This window comes from Frigoribacterium sp. PhB160, from assembly GCF_003751785.1.
In the GTDB taxonomy this organism is placed as follows: domain Bacteria; phylum Actinomycetota; class Actinomycetes; order Actinomycetales; family Microbacteriaceae; genus Frigoribacterium.
Genome location: NZ_RKIE01000001.1, coordinates 1,019,557 through 1,038,077, shown reverse-complemented (window position 1 = coordinate 1,038,077; position 18,521 = coordinate 1,019,557). Strand labels below are relative to the sequence as shown.

The window sequence follows — 18,521 nt, the reverse complement described above, 5'->3', positions numbered from 1 at the left end:
GCTCTGGCGGGCCGTCAGGACAGCCCGGGGTCCTCCGGGTGACGAGGGTCGTGCTCGCGCTCCCGCGCCGGGTCGTCGTGCGCCGCGTCGTCGCCCTCGGAGTCGTCGAGGCCGTCGAGCCGGTCGAGCTCGACCGCGAGGGCGTCGGCCGAGCCCACCGGCAGGGTCGAGGTGTCGACCTCGGAGAGGTCGTCGCCGTCGGACGAGAGCTCCTCCCCCGCCCGGGCCACGGCCTCGTCGAGCTCGTCGACGACGAGCAGGTCGCGACGCAGGTCGCCGTTGCGGTAGCCGGCCCGGCCGATCATGTGGGCCGAGATCGGCGCGGTGAGCATCTGGAAGAGCAGCACCACCAGCAGGGAGGCGATCGTCGCCAGGGTGTGCTGGTCGAGCGCGATGGCGGCGAGCACGAGCACGAGGCCGAAGATCTGCGGCTTGGTGGCGGCGTGCATGCGCGAGAGCGCGTCGGGGAAGCGCAGCAGGCCCACGCCCGCGGCGACCGAGAGCAGGGCCCCGGCGATCAGCATGACCGAGCTGGCGACGTCGTAGAAGGTCTCGCTCATGACGGGTCCTGCCGGGAGACGTAGCGGGCGACCGTGATCGAGCCGAAGACCGCGGTGAGCGCCAGCACGATGATGACGGGCAGGGTGCGCGTGTGGTGGCCGAAGACCATGTCGGCGGCGAGCACGCAGATCAGCGTCGTCAGGAGCATGTCGGAGGCGATCATGCGGTCGAGGATCGAGGGCCCACGGACGATGCGCCACACCGAGGCGAGCGCCGCGAAGGCGAACAGGATGCCGACGAGCCAGGCGACGACGGTCACGACGCGACCCCCTTCCGCTTCTCGTTGACGGGCACGTCGGCCGACGACCGGTCGGTCGGGGCGTCGTCGGTCGCGGGGACGCCCGCGGCGATGCGTCGGAGGTCGTCCTCGCTGCCGAGCGCGCGCGCGATGCGCTTCTCGAACCCGAGCACGGACGCGCGCACCTCCTCGACGCCGTCGGCGTCCTCGACGGCCAGGGCGTGCATGTACAGGATCGAGCGCTCCCGGTCGGCCTCGACGACGAGCGAGCCGGGGACGAGCGAGACCGCCTCGGCCACGAGGGTCATGATGAAGTCCGATCGGGTGTGCAGCTGGACGGCGACGATGGCGTTCGACCGGACGCCCGCGGGGCGGACGGCCTTCCAGGCCACCTCGACGGAGGCGACGACGAGGTCGAACAGGAAGCGCCCGAGGAAGACCACGGCCCAGCCGAGGTTGAACCGGCCGCTCAGCTCGACCGGCGGCAGGAAGAACACGCGCGTGACGAGCAGGGCCACGACCACGCCCGAGACGAGCGAGAGGACGGTCAGCTGGTTCCAGAGGAACATCCATAGGACGACGAGCCCGACGAGCAGCGGCAGCTGCCTCAGCAGGCTGCGACCGACCTCGTGGGGCGACGGGCGAGCGGTCACGGCAGGCTCTCCTCCGGGATCGTGCTCTCGCCCTCGCTGTCGGGGAAGACCAGCTGGACGTACGCGTTCGAGCCGTAGACCCGGCCCGCCGCGCGCTCGGCCACGCCGTAGAGCGGGCCGGCGGCGACCGTCAGCACGAGGGTCACGAGCACCATGCCGGCCGTCGCGCCGATCATCGTGCGCGGGTTCGCGCGCTTCTGCTGCACCTGCGTGCGGCCGGGGGCCTCCTCGAGGCGCTCCGTGAGGGGCGACTCGTGGTTCTCGACCTCGCTCTTCGGGCGCCAGAACGCGAGGTTCCAGGCGCGCATGAGGGCGTAGAGCGTCAGCAGCGAGGTGAGCGCGCCGGCGCCGAGCAGCACGTACACGAGGGGGGCGTGGAGGCGCGCCCCGGCGTCGAAGAGCGCCACCTTCCCGATGAAGCCCGAGAAGGGCGGGATGCCGCCGAGGTTGAGAGCCGGGATGAAGAAGAGCACGGCGACGACCGGGGCCGCCTTGAGGAGCCCGCCGAGCCTCAGGACGGAGGCCGTGCCTCCTCGTCTCTCGATCAGCCCCGCCGCGAGGAAGAGCGTCGTCTGCACGGTGATGTGGTGCACCACGTAGTAGATCGTCGCGGCCAGCCCCTCGACCGTGCCGAGGGCGATGCCGAAGATCATGTAGCCGATGTGGCTGACCAGGGTGAACGAGAGCAGGCGCTTGATGTCGGCCTGCGCCACCGCGCCGAGGATGCCCACGACCATCGTCAGGAGGGCGATGATCAGCAGGTAGACGTTGACGTTGCTCTCGACGAAGAGCACGGTCTCGGTGCGGATGATGGCGTAGACGCCGACCTTCGTCAGCAGCCCCGCGAACACGGCGGTGACGGGCGCGGGAGCCGTCGGGTACGAGTCGGGCAGCCAGAACGACAGCGGGAAGATCGCGGCCTTGATGCCGAACGCCGTCAGGAGCATGACGTGGATGATCGTCTGCACGTCGGGCGGGATGGTGTCCATCTTCTGGGCGATGTCGGCGATGTTCACCGTGCCCAGGGCGCCGTAGATCATCGCGATCGACGCGAGGAACAGCACGCTCGAGAGCAGGCTGACGACGATGTACGTCACGCCGGCCCGGATGCGCTGCTCCGTGCCGCCGAGCGTGATCAGCACGTAGCTGGCGATCAGCAGCATCTCGAAGCCGACGTAGAGGTTGAACAGGTCGCCGGCGGCGAAGGCGTCGAACACGCCCGCCGCGAGGATGAGGTACGTCGGGTTGTAGATCGACACCGGGGCGTCGCCGTCGCCGTCGGCCGAGCCCTGCCCGACCGAGTAGACGAACACCGCGAGCAGCACGATCGACGAGATCGTGAGCATGAGCGCGGCGAGCCGGTCGACGACGAGGAGGATGCCGAAGGGCGCCTCCCACCCGCCGATCTGCACGGCGATGGCGCCGTCGCGGTCGACGACGACGAGCAGCACGACGCTGATCACGACGACGATCGCGAGTGCCGCGATGGTCAGGACGGCCTGGAGCCGCGGCCGACGCGTCGCGATCAGCGCGGTCGCGGCGCCGAGGAGCGGCACCAGGACGACGAGCGGGACGAGGAAGTCGACGTTCATGCGCGGTCTCCCCTCGGGTCGTGGTCGTCGTCGGTGCGGTACTGGCCCACGTCTCGGCTGCGTTCCGGGTGGTCGGGGTCGTGGTGGGGCGCGTGCTCGGGGTCGGCGAGCGGCACGGTCTCGGCGGGGGCGTGGTCCCAGGCGTCGTCGTCCTCGTCGACCTCGTCCTGGTGGCCGCCGGGCACCGCTGCCTCGGCGCGGTCGCCGAACTCGGTGTCGCCGCCCGCCTGGTCGTCGCCGTCGCCCTGTTCGGCCTCCTTCTCGCTCGGCACCCCGCGGATGCCGATCTCGAGGTCTTCCAGGTCGTCGGTGACGTCGTCCTCCTGCGCGAGGCGCCACGAGCGGTAGATGAGCGCGAGGAGGAAGGCCGAGACGCCGAAGGTGATGACGATCGCCGTGAGCACGAGGGCCTGCGGCAGCGGGTCGGCGAACTCCGACGGGTCGGCCTGCCCGTCGACGATCGGGGCGGCGCCCTTCCGGCCCGACATGGTGAGGATGAGGATGTTCGTCGCGTTGCCCACCAGCAGGAAGCCGAGCAGCACCCGGGTCATGCTGCGCTCGAGCATGAGGTAGATGCCGCAGGAGTACAGCGCGGCCATGACGACGACGAGGACGAGGGAGATGCTCACGAGCCGACCTCCTCCTTCGTCGTGGCGGTGACCGAGGCGTCGCCGCGGTCGTCCTCTTCTTCTTGGCGGTCGACCTCGGCGCCGAGGCTGCGGAGGACGTCGAGCACGAGCCCGACCACCACGAGGTACACGCCGACGTCGAAGAAGGTGGAGGTGACGAACTCGACGTGGCCGAGCACGGGCACCTCGGCCTCGAACCAGGTCGAGGTCAGCGCGTCCGCACCGAGGAAGAGGGGCACCACTGCCGTCAGCACCACGACGAGGAGCCCGGTGCCCAGCACCTTGCCCGCGTCCAGGGGCGCCGCGGCGCCGAGCTCGAAGCGACCGCCCGCCAGGTACCGCGCGACGAAGGCCATGCCCGCCACGAGTCCGCCGGCGAAGCCGCCGCCGGGCAGGTTGTGCCCCGCGAAGAGCAGGTAGATCGAGACCACGACGATGGCGTGGAAGAGCAGCCGGACGACGACCTCGAGCAGGATCGACCGGTTCTGCGGCGCGAGCTTCCGCCCGGCCAGCAACCACGCCCTGCGGTCGCCCTCGCTGTCGGCGTCCTCCGGGCCGGCCTGCGGCGCGACGTTCTCGGGGCGCTCGGGGGCGGGCTCGCGCTCGGGGCGGACGCGGGCGAGGAAGCGCTGCGCCCGGGTGCGACGGGCGGGCCGCGGCAGCATGTCGGTGCGCGAGGTGAGGAACACGAGGCTGGCGACGCCGGTCGCGGCGACGATGAGCACGCTGATCTCGCCCATCGTGTCCCATCCGCGGATGTCGACGAGGGTCACGTTCACGACGTTCTTGCCGTGGCCGCCCGTGACGGCGAGGTCGGGGAACGCCCCCGAGATCGTCGCCCCGGAGCGGGCACCGAGCGCCACGACGGCGATGGTCGCCATGGTGCAGCCGACCGCGACGGCGATGACCGCGCGCAGCACGCTGTGGCTGCGGCCGTTGCGGTCGCCCAGGCGCGCGGGCAGGCGCCGCAGCACGAGGACGAAGGCGATGAGGGTGATGGTCTCGATCAGCACCTGGGTGAGCGCCAGGTCGGGCGCGCCGTGCAGCGCGAAGAGCGCCGCCATGCCGTAGCCCGTGACGCCCACGAGCACGACGGCCTGGAACCGCTTGTTCGACCGCGCCGCGGCGACCGCGCCGATGATCATGAGCACGCCGACGGCGAGCTGTGCCGGGTAGTCCCAGATCTCGGCGCCGCTCGGCCAGCTGCGGTTGAGCGAGAGGGTCACGACCGACGAGAGCACGAAGACGATGAGGATCGTGCCGAGGTAGAAGGGCAGCGACCCGCGCTGCGTCGTGGCCGTCGTGCGCGACGCCGTCGTGTCGATCGCCGTCATGATGCGGACGTACCCGTCGGAGGCGCGGGGCAGGAACGAGACCGCCTTCTGCACGCGCGCCACGCGCTCCTTCTGCCAGAACAACGCCGCGCCGACGACGAGCGAGAGCGCCGTCAGCCCGAGGGCCGGCTCGAGGCCGTGCCAGAGCGCCAGGTGGTAGGGGCCGTGCTCGCCCTCGACGGCCGGGACGGTGTCGGCGTAGAGCGTGAACACGCGGTCGAGCGGCCCGGCCAGGAAGCCGAGCACGAGGCCGAGGAGCGCGAGCACGGCGGGCGAGACGAGGAAGTCGAGGTGCTCGCGCACGAACTCGACCGGCTCGACGCCGGACTTGCGGGCGAACGCGCCCCAGAGGAAGCGGAGGCTGTAGGCCACGGTGAGGATCGAGCCCACCACGACGCCGACGAGGGCGATCCAGCCCCAGGTCGAGCCGTGCTCGGCGTCGGCGAGGAGCGCCGAGAGCACGGCCTCCTTCGCGACGAAGCCGAAGGTCGGCGGCACGCCCGCCATCGAGGCGAGCGCCAGGACCGTGATGACGACGAGCACGGGAGCCTGCCGACCGAGCCCGCAGAGCTTCCGCAGGTCGCGCGTGCCGGCGCGGTGGTCGATGACGCCGACCACGAGGAAGAGCGTGGCCTTGAAGAGGGCGTGCGCGACGAGGAGGGCGAGGGCCGCGAGGGCCGCGTCGCGCGTGCCGTAGCCCGCGACGATCGTGAGGAAGCCGAGCTGGCTGACGGTGCCGTAGGCCAGGACGAGCTTGAGGTCGTGCTGGCGGAGGGCCCGGTACCCGCCGAGGAGCATCGTCACGACCCCGACCGTGACGATCACCTCCTGCCAGCCGGGCACGTCGTGGTAGCCCGGCGCCAGGCGCGCCACGAGGTAGATGCCGGCCTTGACCATCGCGGCCGCGTGCAGGTACGCGCTGACGGGCGTGGGCGCGGCCATGGCCGCGGGCAGCCAGAAGTGGAACGGCACGAGCGCCGACTTGCTGAGCGCCCCGACGAGCACGAGCATCACGGCGACGGTGACGACCGTGCCCGACGGCGGCGACGCGACGAGCTCGGCGAGCGACGAGGTGCCGCCGGCCACCGCGAGCAGCACGAGGCCGACGAGCATCGCCAGCCCGCCCGCCGTGGTGACGATGAGGGCCTGCAGGGCGGCGCCGCGGCTGGCCTGCTTGTCGGTGTAGTGCCCGATCAGCAGGTACGAGAAGACGCTGGTGGCCTCCCAGAAGACGAAGAGGACGAAGACGTCGTCGCTCGTGACGAGCCCGTACATGGCGCCCGCGAAGGCGACCAGGACGGCCGCGAAGCGGGCGACCGACTTCTCGTCGGGCCGGAAGTACCGGGCGCAGTAGAGCAGGACGAGTCCGCCGACGCCGGTGACGACGAGGGCGAGCACCCAGGCCAGGACGTCGAGCCGCAGCGTCAGGCTGATGCCGAGCTGCGGGATCCACTCGACCGAGTCGACGGGCACCTGGCCGGAGAGGACGGCGGGCCCCTGCGTGGCCGTGTAGGCCATGACGGCGAACGGCACGACCGAGGCCCAGACGAAGAGCCAGGAACCGAGACGGCGGCCGATCGAGGCCACGATGATCGCGGCCAGCACGAACGACGAGAGTGCGACGATCACAGGGGCACCTCCGTCGGCTGTCGAGCTCGTCGCACGCATCGGGTGAGCAGCGACGGGGAGTCGGGCGGGAAGATAAGTCTACCTGGCGGCCACCTGGGAGGACCGCCTGGATCCGCCAGGGACGAGTTGACGGGACCTCGCCCGCAGGAGGATCATCCGCCCCCGACGTGAGGCTCAGGCGTGGCCGAGGTGCTCGCGCAGGTCGGCCAGCTCGTGCAGCAGCCGGGCCACCGCCCACGGGTCGCCCACGCGGTGGGCCGCGGCCGTCTCGAGGTCGGACGCCCCGACCTTGACGCCGACGTCGGCGCCGGAGAGCGACCGGAGGGCGTCCTCGTCGGTGACGTCGTCGCCGGCGAAGAGGACGGCCGTCGCGTGGACCGCCTCCCGCAGCCGGGCCACGCCGTCGTCCTTGCCCGTGGCGCGGACCGCGTACTCACGGACGTTCTTGCCCTCGCGCTCGTGGACGCCGGCCACGTCGACGAGCCCGTCGTGCACGGCGGCCCGCACCTCGCGCGTCGTCTCGGCGTCGGCGAGGCGCGTGTGCAGGGCGAGCCCGGCGGGCTTCTCCTCGACGAACACGCCGTCGCGGCCGTCGGCGGCGCCGTGCATCACCGACGAGATGACCTCGCGCCGGGCGAGCTCCTCCTCGGTGAGCGAGGTCGTGTGGCCGTCGACGCGCACCTCGATGCCGTGCGACCCGACGAGCAGCACCTCGTCGGGGGTCTCGGCGATCCGGGTCAGGGACGACATGTCCCGCCCGGAGACGAGGGCGACCGTCGTGGCGTCGAGGGCGACCAGCCTGCGGATCGCGTCGAGCGCCTCGGGCAGGGCCCGCGCCTCCATGGCGGCGTCGACCTCGGGCGCGAGGGTGCCGTCGAAGTCGAGGGCGACGAGGAGGCGCGGGGTCGTCGCGAGACGGCCGAGCGCGTCCGAGAGGGCGGTCTGGGCGGCCTCGGCCGCGGTGGTGTCGGTCATGACTGGTCGTCCTCGCTCGCGGGGGTGATCTGCTGGCCGGGGCGCACGTTCTCGAGCGCCTGGAGGAACGACGCCGACCAGCTGGCCACGTCGTTCTCGAGCACGCGCTTGCGGAGCGACCGCATGCGCGTCGCCCGGTCGCGGCGCGGCATCTCGATCGCGCGCATGATCGTGTTCTTCATGCCGCCGATGTCGTGCGGGTTGATGAGCAGGGCGCTCTTCAGCTCGTCGGCCGCGCCGGCGAACTCGCTCAGCACGAGCACGCCGTCGTTGTCGCGACGGACCGCGACGTACTCTTTCGCGACGAGGTTCATGCCGTCGCGGAGGGCCGTGACGAGCATGATGTCGGCCGCCAGGTAGAGCGCCACCATCTCTTCTCGCGGGTAGCCGTGGTGGTGGTAGCTGATGGCGGTGTGGCTCATCGTGGCGTAGTCGCCGTTGACGCGGCCGACGGTGAGCTCGATCTCGTCGCGCAGGGTCTTGTACGTCTCGACCCGCTCGCGGCTCGGGCTCGCCACCTGCACGAGGGTGGCGTCCTCGACCGAGAGGCGCCCGTCGGCGAGCAGCTCGCCGAACGCCTTCATGCGGTGGCGGATGCCCTTGGTGTAGTCGAGGCGGTCGACGCCGAGCATGACCGTCTTCGGGTTGCCGAGCCCCTCGCGGATCTCGCGGGCTCGCTGCTGGATGTCGGGCCGCGCGGCCAGCTCTTCGTAGCTCGCGGCGTCGATCGAGATCGGGAAGTGCTTGGCGAGCACGCGGCGCACCTTGCGGCCGCGGCGCGACGTCTCGGCGCGCTCGTCGTCGACGGGCACCTCGACGTAGGGACGGGTCGTGGACCAGCCGAGCAGGTGGCGGACGGCCCGGGAGAAGTTCGACGCGTCGTCGGCGCGCTGGAACCCGATGACGTCGGCGCCCAGCAGGCCCTCGAGGATCTGCGTGCGCCAGGGCAGCTGCGAGAAGATGCCGAGCGGCGGGAACGGGATGTGGTTGAAGAAGCCGATCGTGAGGTCGGGGCGGGCCTCGCGCAGCATGCGCGGCACGAGCTGCAGCTGGTAGTCCTGCACCCAGATCGTGCCGCCCTCCTCCGTGATCTCGGCGGCGCGGTCGGCGAATCGCTGGTTGACCTGGACGTACGACTCCCACCAGACGCGGTGGTACGTGGGCGCGGCGATGACGTCGTGGTAGAGCGGCCAGAGGGTGTCGTTGCTGAAACCCTCGTAGTAGCGCTGCACCTCCTCCGCGCTGAGCGGCACGGGCACGATCTCGATGCCGTCGTCGCGGAAGGGCTCGAACTCGAGGTCGGGCTGGCCGGCCCAGCCGACCCACGCGCCCTCGTTGGCGCGCATGACGGGCTGCAGGGCCGTGACGAGGCCGCCCGGCGAGTGCTGCCACGAGGCCGAGCCGTCGTCGGCGACGACGCGGTCGACGGGCAGGCGGTTCGAGACGACGACGAAACTGTAGCGACGGTCGGCGGTGTCTGGCATGGGGGTCGATCAGCTCCGGGGGTCAGCCCCGCGGTGGCGCGGGACGGCCAGATTATCAGCGCGGCCGTGATCGACACCGGGGCGGGGCTGTCCCCCGGCCCGCGCCTCCGACCGGGTCGTCGCCGTCGCGGGCCCTGGCCGTCAGCCGAGGCGCAGCACGGCCTCCGCCGCGTCGACGAGCGCCGTCCCGTAGCCGCGTCCGTGACCCGCCGCGTGCACGGCCAGCGGGTGCAGCTGGTGCAGCGGCACCCGCTCGCGCCACCCCGCCCGGAGGCGCGATGCGGCCTCGTACCCCGCCAGCACCGCGTCGAGGTGCGGGCAGCCGAACAGCTGCAGCATCGCCAGGTCGGTCTCGCGGTGCCCGCCGTGCGCCGCGGGGTCGATGAGCACGACCCCGTCGGCGTCCGCGAGCACGTTGCCGGCCCAGAGGTCGCCGTGCAGGCGTGCCGGTGCGGACCCGTCGTCGAAGGCTCCGCCCGCGACCGCCCGGCAGGCCCGCTCGACCACCTCGAGCTCGCCGGGCGTCAACGAGCCGGCCCCGACGGCGACCCGCGCGGACGGCAGCACGCGCTGGGCCGCGTAGAACGCGCCCCACGACTCGGTCGGCGTCGTCTCCTGGGGCCGGCTGCCGATGAACGTCGGCCCCGTCCACCCGGCAGGCGGCGCGCCGAACGCCTCGGCCCCGGCGGCGTGGGTGGCGGCGAGCGCGGCACCGAAGGCGCGCATGTGCTCGGGCGTGGGCCGCGCCTCCGCGATCTGCTCCAGGACGATGCGGCCGGGGGCGACCGACTCGACCCGGACCACCCGGGCACCGCCGGCCGGCGTCGCCTCGGCGAGCCAGGCGAGGCCGGCGGCCTCCGCCTCGAAGAACCCGTCGGGGGCGTGGGCGTGCTGCTTGACGTACGGGCTCATCGGTCCAGCCTGCCTCGGGCGGCGGCCCGACGTCCATCGAGCGTTCTCGCGACGTTCACCGCGACGGCCCGCGCCGCGCACGGCGCCGACCGTAGCCTGGCGGCGTGATCACGGTCGGAATGAGCACGTCCTGCGTCTCCCCCCGGTCCGTCGACGAGGCCTTCCGCCTCGCCCGGACGACCGGCTTCGACGGGGTCGAGGTGATGGTGACCGGCGATCGACGGACGCGCGACGCCCGGCTGCTCCGCGCCTCCTCGTCGCGCTGGGGGCTGCCGGTGCTGTCGGTGCACGCGCCGGTGCTGCCGGCGGCGCACTTCGCCTTCGGCCGCGACCAGCGCGAGAAGCTCGCCAGGTCGGCCCACCTCGCGGCGGAGCTCGGCGCCGCGACCGTCGTCGTGCACCCGCCGTTCCGCTGGCAGCGTCGGCACGCCGCCGGGTTCCTCGAGACGGTCCGCGAGGTCGCGGCGGCGACGGGCGTCGTGCTCGCCGTCGAGAACATGTTCCCGTGGCGGCTCGGGCCGGTGCGGGCCGACGTCTACTCCCCCGGGCACGACCCCTGGACGTTCGACGTCGACGCGGCGACGCTCGACCTCTCGCACGCGGCGGTCGCCGGCCGCGACGCGCTCGACCTGGCGCTCGCGCTCGGGCCCCGGCTCCGGCACGTGCACCTCTGCGACGGCGTGCTCTCGACCCGCCCCGGCGGCCTCGTCGACCAGCACCTCGTGCCGGGCACGGGCACGCAGCCGGTCGCCGAGGTGCTGGCGCACCTGGCGGGCTCGGGCTGGTCGGGCTCGGTGGTCGCCGAGGTCCACGCGAGCGACCACCGCGACGGCACGGACCCCGAGGAGGCGCGGGTCGACTCCCTGAGGCGCACCGTCGCCTTCGCGCGCACCCACCTCGCCGCGCGGCACCCCGCTCGGCGTCCGACGCGGGCCTGACCGGCGGCGTCGTCCGCCCGCCCGGCTAGGCCGCGAGCGCCGTCGCCACGACGGCGAGCGGCACGGCGACCACGGCCACGCCGAGCCCGCCGAGGACGACCTTCCCCCACGGCACCTCGACGCCCATCGACGTGAGGCGCGAGTGCCAGAGGAGCGTCGCCAGCGACGCCCACGGCGCGACGAGGCAGCCGACGTTGACCCCCACCAGCACGGCGACCAAGCGGAGGGGCGACCCCGCCACCGGCTCGAGCGCGAGGTAGGCGGGCAGGTTGTTGACCGCGTTGGCGGCGACCGCGCTGCCGGCGGCGAGGCGCAGCAGCTCGGGCAGCGACTCGCCCTGGCCCACGACGACGGCGAGGGCGTCGGCGAGGCCGAGCGAGTGGGCCGCCTCGACGACGACGAAGAGACCGCTGGCGAACAGGATCGTGCCCCACGGCACGAGGCCGACCCGGAGCACGGCGGGGCGACGGAGCGCCGTCGCGACGACGAGCACGACGGCCGCCGCGGTGGCCGGGATCCACACCTCGACCCCCGACACGAGCGCCGGGACGAGCAGCGCCACGGCGATCGCCGCGGTCGTGAAGAGCACGCGGTCCTCCGGGGCGTCCGGGGCGGGCGGCGTGAACCGGCCCGAGAGCTCGCGGCGGTAGCGGAGGCCGACGGCCGCGACGGGCACGACGGCCGAGACGACGGCCGCCGGGGCGACGAGGGCGGCGAACGCGAACGGGGACGGGTCGCCGAGGGCGCGCAGCGCCAGCAGGTTCGTGAGGTTCGACACCGGCAGCAGCATCGAGCCGGCGTTGGCGAGCCAGACCGTCGTGAGGGCGAAGGGCAGCGGCGGCAGCCCCACGGCCCGCGCGACGAGCACGACGACGGGCGTCAGCAGCACGGCCGTCGTGTCGAGCGACAAGAACACGGTGCAGACGAGGGCGAGGGCGACGACGGCCGCCCAGAGCACGACGACGCGGCCCCGGGCGGCGCGGGCGGCGGCGCTCGCGAGCCACGAGAAGAGGCCGGCCTCCGACGCGAGCTCGGCGACCACCGTGAGGGCGACCACGAATCCCAGCACCGGGGCGACGCGCTCGAGCAGGACGAGCAGGTCCTCCCCGGTCAGCACGCCGGCGACGACGGCGACCACGCCCACGACGAGCAGCACCGCTCCGAGCACGGCTGTGCGCACGAGACCTCCGGGACGAGACGGGACGAGCCGGGCGACGGGGGTGCCGGGCAGCTCACCTTACGGCTCCGCGAGCTGCACGGTGTGCACCGAGCGGGCGGGCTGCGTTCTCCGGCCGACGCCCGTCACGGCGGACGGGACGACCGGGACGCTCGCGCGACCGGACGGGTACGGTGACATCACCGAACCCAGGAGAGACCAGTGCGCAAATTCCTTTTCAACGGAGCGATCATCAGCTCGCTCTTCTCCGGCATCAGCCTGCTGAAGAGCCTCAGTGCGGGCCCGCGCGACTGGCGTCTGCTGCTGACGGCGGTCGCGTGGGCGGCGACCACGGCCATCGCCGTCGGCAACGTCGTCGAGGCCGCCAAGGAGAACGACTGACACGGTCGACGACGACGAGGAGGCGCGTCCCGGGCGACCGGGACGCGCCTCCTTCCGTCTCCGCCCCGGCTCAGCGGTCGGGGCGACCGGTAGGACGCCCGCCCGGCTGACCGGCGACGTGGGGGTCGCCCTCGGCCTCGGCGCCGAGCGACGAGGCGTACGGACGCGGCTCGGGCGCGGCGTCGTGCTGGATCGGGATGGCCTGCGTGAAGAGCGCGGTGCGCTCGGAGTCGGCGTTGTCGCCGCTGAAGAGGCCGCCCTGCCCGGCCGTCGACGCCGGGGCACGTCCGCGTCGCACGGCGGGCGTCGGCTCGGCCTCGACCATCTGCACGCGCTGGCGCGGCACGGCGGCCGGGCTCGAGGCGTGCAGCCAGGCGATCATCTCCTCGCGGACGAGGCACCGGAGGTCGAAGAGCGTGCCGGCGTCCTTGGCCGTCACGAGGATCCGCACGCGCACCACGCCCCCGGTCGCGTCGGTGACCTGGAGCACCTTCGTGCGGCGGTCCCAGAGCTCGGTGCCCTCGACGATGCGGTCGAGCTCCTCGCGCATGGCGCCCGGGTCGACGCGCCAGTCGAGGTCGAACTCGACGGCGCCGAGCAGCTCGCTGTTGCGGCGGGTCCAGTTCTCGAACGGGGTCGTCGTGAAGTAGGTCGAGGGCAGGACGAGACGTCGGTCGTCCCAGATGTGGACGACGACGTACGAGAGCGTGATCTCCTCGATGAGGCCCCACTGCCCCTCGACCACGACGACGTCGTCGATGCGGATGGCGTCGCTGAAGGCCAGCTGGATGCCCGCGAAGACGTTCGCCAGGGTCGACTGGGCGGCGAGGCCCGCGACGACGGAGACGAGGCCCGCGCTCGCGAGCACGCTCGCCCCGACGGCCTCCACCCCGGGGAAGCCGAGCAGGGCCGCCCCCAGCGCGAGGATGACGATGACGACGAGCGTGAGGCGCCGGAGGATCAGCACCTGCGTGCGCACGCGGCGCGCGACGCGGTTGTCGGCGACGTCGACGCGGTAGCGCGAGAGCCCGAGGTCCTCGAAGAAGATGGCGAGCGCGCCCACGAACCAGGCGACGACGACGATGACGGCGACCCGCGAGAGCTGGTACACGACCTCCTGGCCGGGGTAGTCCGACCCCAGCCACGGCGGCAGCGAGGTCGCGAGGGCGACGGCGAGCAGCGAGACGAGGAGCGTCCAGCGGAAGGGTCGTCGCATGCGGGCGACGAACGACTGGGCCCACTCCTTCCGCTTGGCGACGAGGCCGAAGGCCCAGCCGACGACGGCGGAGACGACGAAGGTGAGGACGACGGCGGAGACGAGCGAGACGAGCAGGGGCAACCAAGGCATCCGACCACCTTGACGGATGCGGGCACAGCCCGTCCGGTCGGGGAGCGTCCATGCTGGAACGGTGAGACAACGCCCAGCTTCTCGTCACGTCCCCGCCACGTCGCCGACCCCCGCCCGACACCGCTCTCCCGCCCGCCTGGTCCTGAAGGCCGTGGCGCTGTCGCTCTTCGCCGTCGTCGTCCTCGCCGTGGCCGGGTTCTTCACGTGGGCCAAGACGCCCATGGCGGCGACCGCCGCCTCGCTCGACGCCGTCGCCGCCGACCCGCGGGTCGCGGTCACCGACACCCCTGACGCCGTCGTGCTGCGGCCCGCCGGGACGGCGGCGCTCGACCAGGGGCTCGTCTTCGTCGCGGGAGCCCGCGTCGACCCGCAGGCCTACGAGCAGACCTTCGTCGAGCTCGTCGCCTCCGGCGTGACGGTGGTCGTCGAGCGACCGGTGCTCGGGTTCGGGATCCTCGACCGGCGGGGGCTCGACCACTTCACGGCACTCGCCCCGGAGGTCTCGACGTGGGCCGTCGGCGGCCACTCGCTCGGCGGGGTGCGGGCCTGTCAGTACGCCGCCGACGACCCCGCCGTCGACGCCCTCGTGCTCTTCGGGTCGTACTGCGCGACGACCGACCTGTCGGGCGACGACCTGCCGGTGCTGAGCCTCGGCGGCTCGGACGACGGCCTCAGCACGCCCGACGACATCTCCCGGTACCGCGACAGGCTGCCGGCCGACGCGACCGTCGTCGCGATCGACGGGCTCGCCCACGCCCAGTTCGGCTCGTACGGGGCGCAGCCGGGCGACGGCACGCCGACGCTGACCGACGAGGAGGCGCGGGGACGGATCGACCGGGAGCTCGCGTCGTTCTTCGCCGGCGTCGGCGACGAGGGCTGACGCGGCGGCTGGAGCCGCTGCGGGCTACAGCGAGCGCTTGCGGAGGCGGAGCGCCTCCAGCGCGAGTCCCCGGCTGGGGTAGCGACCGACCTCGTCCGCCGCGCGCGGGTCGATGCCGCGGAGCGCGGTGAAGCGGCCCCCGTCGTCGCGGACGAAGCCGAGGACGCGGTCGGGGGTCGAGACCTGCACGAGACCGGGGGCGACGTCGCGCGTGAGGATGCGGACGCTGCGGCGCAGGGGCTCGATGCTGACGACGGTCATGTGGTGGTGCCTCTCGTGCGGCGCCCGGGCGGGAGGTCCGACGTGTCGGGCGCGGTGGTGCGGGTGGTGCGGGTCGTCTCGGGTGACGTCCGTGGGCGACGGTACCCGCGCCTCCCCCGCCGGGCACTGGGCCCCGGCTGTGCGACAGCCGTGGCCTGGCCGTGACGGAGCGGTGCGTGGGGTACAGGCCGTGCGACGCACACCGTCGCCCGAGCACGCGTCGGGAACGTGCACGACGTGCAGCCCGAGGTCTACGGTCGTCCCATGACGAGTCCCGGGAACGAGGGTGGCGGCCCCCGCCAGACGGAGCATGTCCCGCAGGACTTCTCCCACGAGCAAGAGGGCTTCCAGCACGGCCTCAAGCCGCGCCAGCTCCAGATGATCGCGATCGGCGGGGCCATCGGCACCGGCCTGTTCCTCGGGGCGGGCGGGCGGCTCGCGAGCGCCGGGCCCGCGCTCGCGATCGTCTTCGCCGTCTGCGGCGTCTTCGCCTTCTTCATCCTCCGCGCGCTCGGCGAGCTCGTCCTGCACCGTCCGTCGTCGGGGTCGTTCGTCTCGTACGCCCGCGAGTTCTTCGGCGAGAAGTTCGCCTACGCCGCCGGCTGGATGTACTTCCTCAACTGGGCCATGACGGCCATCGTCGACGTCACGGCCGTCGCCCTGTACCTGCACTACTGGAGCGCGTTCACCGCGGCCCCCGACTGGCTGCTCGCGCTCGTCGCGCTCGCCGTGGTGCTCTCGGTCAACCTCCTCGCCGTCAAGGTGTTCGGCGAGATGGAGTTCTGGTTCGCCATCATCAAGGTCGCGGCGCTCGTGATCTTCCTCGTCGTGGGCGTCGTGTGGCTCGCGGCGGCCTTCCCGGTCACCCACGACGGCGCGTCCGTCGACACCGGCTGGGCCGTGATCGCGTCGTCGGGCGTGCTGCCGAACGGCCTCCTGCCCGCCGTCATCGTCGTCCAGGGCGTCGTCTTCGCCTACGCCGCCATCGAGCTCGTCGGCACGGCGTCGGGCGAGACGCAGAACCCGGAGAAGGTCGTGCCGCGGGCCATCAACACGGTCATCGTCCGCATCGCCGTGTTCTACGTGGGCTCGCTCGTGCTGTTGTCGCTGCTGCTGCCCTACACGGCGTACAAGGCCGGCGAGAGCCCCTTCGTCACGTTCTTCGCGAGCATCGGCAGCCCGCAGCTCGGCGACGTCGCGGGCTCGATCATGAACTTCGTCGTCGTCACCGCGGCGCTCTCGAGCCTCAACGCCGGCCTCTACTCGACCGGTCGCGTGCTGCACTCGATGGGCATGAACGGCTCGGCGCCGACCTTCACGACCAAGATGTCGAAGGGCGGGGTGCCGTTCGGCGGCATCCTCCTCACCGCGAGCATCACGCTGCTCGGCGTCGTGCTGAACGCGATCGTCGGGGCGAACACCGCCTTCGAGATCGTGCTCAACATCGCCTCGCTCGGCATCCTCACCGCCTGGGGCACGATCATCCTCTGCCAGATGCGGCTGCGGCAGTGGGCGAGGCAGGGCAAGGCGAAGGAGCCCTCGTTCCGTCTGCCGGGCGCCCCCGTGACGAGCTGGCTGACGCTCGCGTTCCTCGTGGCCGTCATCGTGCTGATGGCGATCGACTGGCCGATCGGCTCGTTCACGGTCATGTCGCTCGTGCTGATCATCCCGCTGCTCGTGCTCGGCTGGTACCTGCAGCGCGACCGGATCCTCGCCGCGGCCCGCCTCCGCGAGGGCATGACCGGCCCCTACCCCGTCACCGGCCGCGACGCGTCGTCGCAGGTGCCCCGCGACGGGGAGGGCAGCTAGCCCGCCCCGGGCGACGGCACCGACGCGGAGGCGCGGGCACGGTCACGAGACCGGCCCGCGCCTCCTGGCGTCGCGTCCGTCGCCGCTCAGGGCAGCGTCTCGCAGGCGATGCCGTCGCCGTCGGCGTCGAGCCCGTGGACGTCGCCGAAGAAGCGGTACCAGCGGTCGTGCTCGGCCTGGGCCTGGGCCTGCGTGCGGAAGTCGCCGCAGTCGAGGTCGGCCGGACGTGAGGGGGCCGGGGCCGGGGCCGGCGCTGGTGCAGGAGCAGGCGTCGGCGCCGGCGCCGGCGCGGGAGCGGGAGCCGGAGCCGGAGCGGGCGCGGGCCGACGGACGCCGAGGGTGTCGACCCCGTCCGCGTCCCAGTCGCCGACGAGCGTGGTGTCGGCGACCCGGCCGTAGGCCTGGACGCGTTCGGCCTGGCCGCCGCGGAAGGTGTTGCTGACGTAGTAGGTCGCGCCGCGCCGCACGGTGGGCGTGTCGACGCCGTCGCCGTCCCAGTCGCCCGCGTAGACCTGGTCGGCGGGACGGCCGTACGTGACGACGGTGTCCGCGTCGCCGCCCGAGATCGAGTCCTTGAGGAAGTACGTCGCGCCGCGTCGGACGCCGAGGGTGTCGAGCCCGTCGCCGTCCCAGTCGCCGACGAGCACCTGGTCGGCGGCCCGGCCGTAGGTGACGACGAGGTCGGCCTGCGAGGCGCCCGGCGTGTTCGAGAGGAAGTAGGTCGCACCGCGGCGCACGGCCAGGGTCTCGACGCCGTCGCCGTCCCAGTCGCCCGCGAGGACGGTGTCGGAGTCGCGTCCGTAGCGCGAGCCTGCCCCGCCGAGTCCGCCGTCGAGGGTGTCCGTGTACGTGTACACGGCGCCGCGGCGGACGGCGAGGGTGTCGAAGCCGTCGCCGTTCCAGTCGCCGACGTAGACCCGATCGGTCGACCGACCGAGGTCGAACGAGTGGTTCGCGCTGCCGCTCCAGGCGTCGTTGAGGAAGTAGGTGACGCCGGATCCGCCGACCTCGCCCCCGGAGGCCTGGGCCGGTGCGGCGACCATCGTCATGGCCGCCGTCGCGAGCAGCACCGCCGTCGCGGTCGCCGTCGTGGTCGTCCGTGTCATCGCATCCCCCAGGGTCGTCGCGCCGAGTCGACGCGTGAGGACGCTAGCGCCCCCCGCACGCCCGGACGATCTCCGCCCCCGGCGCTCACCCCCTCGCCTCACCCCGCTCCCGAGCCTCCCGCCCCGACCCCGCCCCGCTCCCCGTACCCCGCCCCGCACCCCGAGCCGCCCCCAGCGCCCCCCGAGCCCCCTCCCCGTACCCCACCTACCCCCGCCCACGGTCACTTCCTCGCAACCCCACGACCACCCGCCCCGGGCGCAGCGAAGCCTCCGCCCCCGCGGCAAGCGAAGCGCCCCCGCGCCCCCGCGGTGAGCGAAGCGAACTCGCGCCCCACCCCCGCGGTGAGCGAAGCGAACTCGCGCCCCCACCCCCGTGGTGCTGCGAAGCAGCCACCACCCCCGCCCCACCAGCACCTGGCGGGCAAGAACCCCGCCCCGCCGAGCAGGAGCCGCGCGTCCGCGGAGCGGACCCGCGGGCACGAACGGAAAATCCCCCGCGAAGCGACGAAGTCGCGAACACGGGGGACCCATTTTCCGTGCACCCCCTCGGACTTGAACCGAGAACCCACTGATTAAGAGTCAGTTGCTCTGCCAATTGAGCTAGAGGTGCATGC

Annotated in this window: 17 protein-coding genes and 1 tRNA gene; 4 read left to right on the top strand and 14 right to left on the bottom strand. The window is 73.1% G+C overall.

Annotation, left to right across the window (positions count from 1 at the left end; all coding sequences use genetic code 11):
• Positions 1–14: 14 nt before the first annotated feature.
• The 9 genes from mnhG to EDF38_RS04860 all read right to left on the bottom strand — a co-directional run bounded on the left by mnhG (position 15) and on the right by EDF38_RS04860 (position 10,007).
• Complete coding sequence (gene mnhG, locus EDF38_RS04900) at positions 15–560, bottom strand: monovalent cation/H(+) antiporter subunit G (RefSeq protein ID WP_123354228.1); 546 nt, start codon at positions 558–560, stop codon at positions 15–17.
• Positions 557–820 (bottom strand): monovalent cation/H+ antiporter complex subunit F, encoded by a 264-nt coding sequence (locus EDF38_RS04895; protein WP_123354227.1) that lies wholly within the window; start codon positions 818–820, stop codon positions 557–559. The genes mnhG and EDF38_RS04895 overlap by 4 nt, the downstream gene beginning before the upstream one ends.
• On the bottom strand, positions 817–1,452 hold the full coding sequence (locus tag EDF38_RS04890) for a Na+/H+ antiporter subunit E (RefSeq protein ID WP_123354226.1): 636 nt from the start codon (positions 1,450–1,452) through the stop codon (positions 817–819). The genes EDF38_RS04895 and EDF38_RS04890 overlap by 4 nt, the downstream gene beginning before the upstream one ends.
• The gene (locus EDF38_RS04885; RefSeq protein WP_123354225.1) at positions 1,449–3,044 is read right to left on the bottom strand and encodes a Na+/H+ antiporter subunit D; all 1,596 of its coding nucleotides are present in this window, start codon (positions 3,042–3,044) and stop codon (positions 1,449–1,451) included. Before EDF38_RS04885 ends, EDF38_RS04890 begins: the two co-directional genes overlap by 4 nt.
• Complete coding sequence (locus EDF38_RS04880) at positions 3,041–3,673, bottom strand: Na(+)/H(+) antiporter subunit C (protein WP_123354224.1); 633 nt, start codon at positions 3,671–3,673, stop codon at positions 3,041–3,043. The genes EDF38_RS04885 and EDF38_RS04880 overlap by 4 nt, the downstream gene beginning before the upstream one ends.
• Positions 3,670–6,636 (bottom strand): Na+/H+ antiporter subunit A, encoded by a 2,967-nt coding sequence (locus tag EDF38_RS04875; protein ID WP_123354223.1) that lies wholly within the window; start codon positions 6,634–6,636, stop codon positions 3,670–3,672. Before EDF38_RS04875 ends, EDF38_RS04880 begins: the two co-directional genes overlap by 4 nt.
• 174 nt (positions 6,637–6,810) lie before the next feature.
• Positions 6,811–7,611 (bottom strand): trehalose-phosphatase, encoded by an 801-nt coding sequence (gene otsB, locus EDF38_RS04870; protein ID WP_233572221.1) that lies wholly within the window; start codon positions 7,609–7,611, stop codon positions 6,811–6,813.
• Positions 7,608–9,095, bottom strand: a complete 1,488-nt coding sequence (gene otsA, locus EDF38_RS04865; protein WP_123354222.1) for an alpha,alpha-trehalose-phosphate synthase (UDP-forming) — start codon at positions 9,093–9,095, stop codon at positions 7,608–7,610. Before otsA ends, otsB begins: the two co-directional genes overlap by 4 nt.
• 141 nt (positions 9,096–9,236) lie before the next feature.
• The gene (locus tag EDF38_RS04860) at positions 9,237–10,007 is read right to left on the bottom strand and encodes a fructosamine kinase family protein (RefSeq protein WP_123354221.1); all 771 of its coding nucleotides are present in this window, start codon (positions 10,005–10,007) and stop codon (positions 9,237–9,239) included.
• A gap of 104 nt (positions 10,008–10,111) precedes the next feature.
• Between EDF38_RS04860 and EDF38_RS04855 the strand changes: the two genes are divergently transcribed.
• A complete protein-coding gene (locus EDF38_RS04855; RefSeq protein WP_123354220.1) occupies positions 10,112–10,945 on the top strand; it encodes a sugar phosphate isomerase/epimerase in 834 nt (277 codons plus the stop codon).
• 25 nt (positions 10,946–10,970) lie between these two features.
• On the opposite strand, the gene EDF38_RS04850 is transcribed toward EDF38_RS04855, so the two are convergent.
• Positions 10,971–12,125 carry an SLC13 family permease gene (locus EDF38_RS04850; protein WP_123354219.1) on the bottom strand — a complete coding sequence of 385 codons (1,155 nt, stop codon included), beginning with the start codon at positions 12,123–12,125 and terminating at the stop codon, positions 10,971–10,973.
• A 198-nt stretch (positions 12,126–12,323) separates the two neighbouring features.
• Here EDF38_RS04850 and EDF38_RS04845 point away from each other — a divergent pair, with 198 nt between their 5' ends.
• Positions 12,324–12,503 carry a hypothetical protein gene (locus EDF38_RS04845; protein ID WP_123354218.1) on the top strand — a complete coding sequence of 60 codons (180 nt, stop codon included), beginning with the start codon at positions 12,324–12,326 and terminating at the stop codon, positions 12,501–12,503.
• A 70-nt stretch (positions 12,504–12,573) separates the two neighbouring features.
• On the opposite strand, the gene EDF38_RS04840 is transcribed toward EDF38_RS04845, so the two are convergent.
• Complete coding sequence (locus tag EDF38_RS04840) at positions 12,574–13,851, bottom strand: mechanosensitive ion channel family protein (RefSeq protein ID WP_123354217.1); 1,278 nt, start codon at positions 13,849–13,851, stop codon at positions 12,574–12,576.
• A gap of 61 nt (positions 13,852–13,912) precedes the next feature.
• Between EDF38_RS04840 and EDF38_RS04835 the strand changes: the two genes are divergently transcribed.
• Entirely contained in the window at positions 13,913–14,731 is an 819-nt protein-coding gene (locus EDF38_RS04835; RefSeq protein WP_233572219.1) for an alpha/beta hydrolase, read from the top strand.
• 24 nt (positions 14,732–14,755) lie between these two features.
• Here the strand turns inward: EDF38_RS04835 and EDF38_RS04830 are convergent, their stop codons facing one another.
• Complete coding sequence (locus EDF38_RS04830) at positions 14,756–14,992, bottom strand: hypothetical protein (protein ID WP_123354215.1); 237 nt, start codon at positions 14,990–14,992, stop codon at positions 14,756–14,758.
• A 264-nt stretch (positions 14,993–15,256) separates the two neighbouring features.
• Between EDF38_RS04830 and EDF38_RS04825 the strand changes: the two genes are divergently transcribed.
• The gene (locus EDF38_RS04825; protein WP_123355031.1) at positions 15,257–16,801 is read left to right on the top strand and encodes an amino acid permease; all 1,545 of its coding nucleotides are present in this window, start codon (positions 15,257–15,259) and stop codon (positions 16,799–16,801) included.
• Between the two features lie 86 nt (positions 16,802–16,887).
• Here EDF38_RS04825 and EDF38_RS04820 read toward each other — a convergent pair whose 3' ends face one another.
• Both EDF38_RS04820 and EDF38_RS04815 read right to left on the bottom strand, forming a co-directional pair.
• Entirely contained in the window at positions 16,888–17,907 is a 1,020-nt protein-coding gene (locus EDF38_RS04820) for an excalibur calcium-binding domain-containing protein (RefSeq protein WP_123354214.1), read from the bottom strand.
• A gap of 537 nt (positions 17,908–18,444) precedes the next feature.
• A tRNA-Lys gene (locus EDF38_RS04815) sits at positions 18,445–18,517 on the bottom strand.
• Between the last annotated feature and the right edge of the window lie 4 nt (positions 18,518–18,521).